This window comes from Streptomyces palmae, assembly GCF_004684805.1.
GTDB lineage: Bacteria > Actinomycetota > Actinomycetes > Streptomycetales > Streptomycetaceae > Streptomyces > Streptomyces palmae.
Window position 1 is genome coordinate 1 of sequence record NZ_SRID01000560.1, and the last position, 2941, is coordinate 2941.

The window sequence follows — 2941 nt, forward strand, 5'->3', positions numbered from 1 at the left end:
ACCCCGGCGACCGAGCCCATACCGGCCCCCACGCCGTCACGCTCCGGCGCCGTGCCCGCGCCGGCCCCGGCCGAGCCGATACCCGCCCCTGCGCCGCCCCGTTCCGCGGCCGTGCCTCCGCCCGCCCCGGCACCGTCCCGTCCGGCGTCCGAGCCCATACCGGCCTCCGTGCCTCCGCGTTCCGCCGCCGTGCCCGCGCCGGCCCCGGCCGAGCCGATACCCGCCCATATGCCGCCACGTCCGGTAGCGGCACCCGAGCCGGTCTCCACTCCGTCCGGTCGTGTGGCCGAGCCCGCGCCGCCCCGTCCCGTGCCCGAACCGGCCTCCGCACCGTCGCGTCCGGTGGCCGCACCCGAGCCGGTCTCCGGGCCGCCACGCCCGGTGGCCGAGCCCATACCCGCCCCCGCGCCGCCGCTCGCGTCGCCTGCCGCTCCGGCCGCGGCCCCTGCGGTACGCGCGACCGCTCCCGCCGCCATGCCGGGCCCCGTCGCGGCGCCGCCACCCCCCAGGACCGCACTCCCGCCCAAGGCGCCTGCCAAGCTCCCGTCCGAGCCACCCGCGCCCGTACCCGTCCCTGGTGCAGCCGGACCCGGTACGCCTTCCCCGATGCCGCCCGCGACCGCCCCCGCGGCTCCCGTCCAGGGGTTCGGCGCATCCACACCCGTACCGCCTCCCGCCGACCCTGCCCCCGTGCCCCCGTCCGGCGCGGCCCGCGCCGAGGGCCCTGCCAGGCCGCGGCGCACGGTCGCGCGAGTGGCCGCGGCGGCGGGGTGCCTGGTGCTGGGCCTGGGGCTGCTGGGCGGGGCGGTGGCTGGCAGCTGGCTGAGCGGCGGGTCGGACGGGCAGCCCTCGTCAGAGGCCCGGTTCGCGCAGGCCCGCAAGGTATGGCACGACATCCCCGTCGACCGACTCTTCCCGCGGACCCTGCACGGCCCCGGCGCGGGGCCCGGCGGTGCCGACCGCACCTGGACCCGGATCGCCGTCGCGCCGGACAGCGGCTGCGGCGGGGCCTTCGATCCGCTGCTCGACCGGGTGCTGTCCCCGGTGGGCTGCGAACGGCTGCTGCGCGCCACCTACACCGACGCCACCAGCACCGCGGTGACCACCGTCGGCATGGTGATCACCAAGGCGGACGCGCCCCGGATGCGCGCCCTGCGCAAGCGGTTCGCGACCGAGCGGCTGGACCGGCGCGCCGACCTGATGCCCCGTCCCTACGCCGCCAAGGGCACCCCGGCGGCGTCCTTCACCGACGGGCGGCGCGCCACCTGGCAGATCGAGGTCCTCACCGACCTGCCGGCGGTGGTCTATTCGGTGACCGGATTCGCCGACGGACGGAAGGTCGCCGACCCGCGGCCGGCCGCCCCGGCGGCGGGCGAGCGGGCGGACGAGCGACCGGCCGACCGCGCCGCCAACCTGCCGACCCGATCCGGCCTCGCCCAGGACGCCAGGGGAGTGGCCGCAGGGGTGCGAAAGGCTCTGCGCGCCGCCGTGGCCCAGCTCGCGGAGGAGGGGACCGGATGACGACGACGGGCCAGGGGACACCCGTACCGCCAGGGGCGCGAACCGGCGGCCGGGCGCGGCCGAGCAGCCGGGCCGCCGCCGCACTGCTCGCCGCCGGGCTGGCGCTGCTGCCGGCGGCCCCCGCCCGGGCCGACGGCATACGGGCCCAGGAGTGGGCGCTGGACGCCCTCCACGCCCGGGACGCCTGGCGGACCACGCGCGGTGAGGGGATCACCGTCGCGGTACTCGACACCGGAGTGGACGCCCGCCACCCCGACCTGAGCGGCCAGGTCCTCCCCGGCAAGGACCTGATCGGCTTCGGGGCCGAGCGCGGCGACCCGGCATGGGCCCGGCACGGCACCGCGATGGCGGGCATCATCGCGGGCCACGGCCACGGGCCCGACGGGGGCGACGGCATCCTCGGCGTGGCACCCAAGGCCCGGATCCTGCCGGTGCGGGTGATCCTGGAGGACACCGACCCGGACCGCGAGAAGGCCGGAGCGGCCCGGGGCGGGGCACTGGCCAAGGGCATCCGCTGGGCCGTCGACCACGGCGCCGATGTGATCAACCTGTCGCTCGGCGACGACAGCGAGTCCGCGCACCCGGAGGCGGCCGAGGACGCCGCCGTGCAGTACGCGCTGCGCAAGGGCGTGGTCGTGGTGGCCTCGGCGGGCAACTCGGGCCGCAAGGGCGACCGGATCTCCTACCCCGCCGCCTACCCCGGGGTGATCGCGGTGGCAGCGGTGGACCGCTACGGCAACCGCGCCGCCTTCTCCACCCGGCGCTGGTACGCGACCGTCTGCGCGCCCGGCGTGGACGTGGCCATCGCGGCCCCGAACCGGCGCTACTACATGGGGTGGGGGACCAGCGCCGCGGCCGCCTTCGTCTCCGGGTCCGTGGCGCTGGTCCGCTCCGCCCACCCGCGGCTGAGCCCGCGGCAGATCACCCGCCTGCTGGTGGACACCGCGCGGCAGCGCCCGGCCGGTGGGCGCAGCGACGAACTGGGCGCGGGCCTGGTGGACCCGGCCGCGGCCATCGCGGCGGGAGACCGGCTGCGGCCGCAGCCGCAGCAGCCCCGGGCCGCCGGCTACCCGCGGCGCTACTTCGGCGAGGGCCCCGCCCGCAACCCGCTGGTGGCCCAGGGCGGCGGCGGTCCCCACCGGCTGGCCCTCATCGCCGCCGTGGCCGGCGTCGGACTGCTGGCCGCCGCGACGGCGATCTGGCGCGGCGCCGGCTCACTGCGCCTGCTGCGCCGCCGAGGATGACCGACGGCCGTGACCGCCACTCCGGGGCCCCAGTAGGTCCCGGAGCCCCGCGCTCCGAGACGGTCCGGGCCGCCTTGGCGGCCGAGACGGCCCCCACCACCTGGGGGTCCCAGTCGCCCCGGCCGCCCCGTGGTCCGAGACGCTCCCCGCCGCCTCGGGACCGAGACGGCCCCCAC

Annotated in this window: 2 protein-coding genes; both read left to right on the forward strand. The window is 79.0% G+C overall.

Going from position 1 to position 2941, the window contains the following annotated elements:
- Positions 1 to 753 precede the first annotated feature (753 nt).
- Positions 754 to 1521, forward strand: a complete 768-nt coding sequence (locus E4099_RS30880) for a hypothetical protein (protein WP_245245328.1) — start codon at positions 754 to 756, stop codon at positions 1519 to 1521.
- Complete coding sequence (gene mycP / locus E4099_RS30885; RefSeq protein WP_135342408.1) at positions 1518 to 2765, forward strand: type VII secretion-associated serine protease mycosin; 1248 nt, start codon at positions 1518 to 1520, stop codon at positions 2763 to 2765. The genes E4099_RS30880 and mycP overlap by 4 nt, the downstream gene beginning before the upstream one ends.
- Positions 2766 to 2941 lie beyond the last annotated feature (176 nt).

What these genes read in the sequence shown, in the direction of transcription:
- mycP (WP_135342408.1), top strand. Translation starts at nt 1,518, where the DNA reads ATGACGACGACGGGCCAGGGGACACCCGTACCGCCAGGGGCGCGAACC.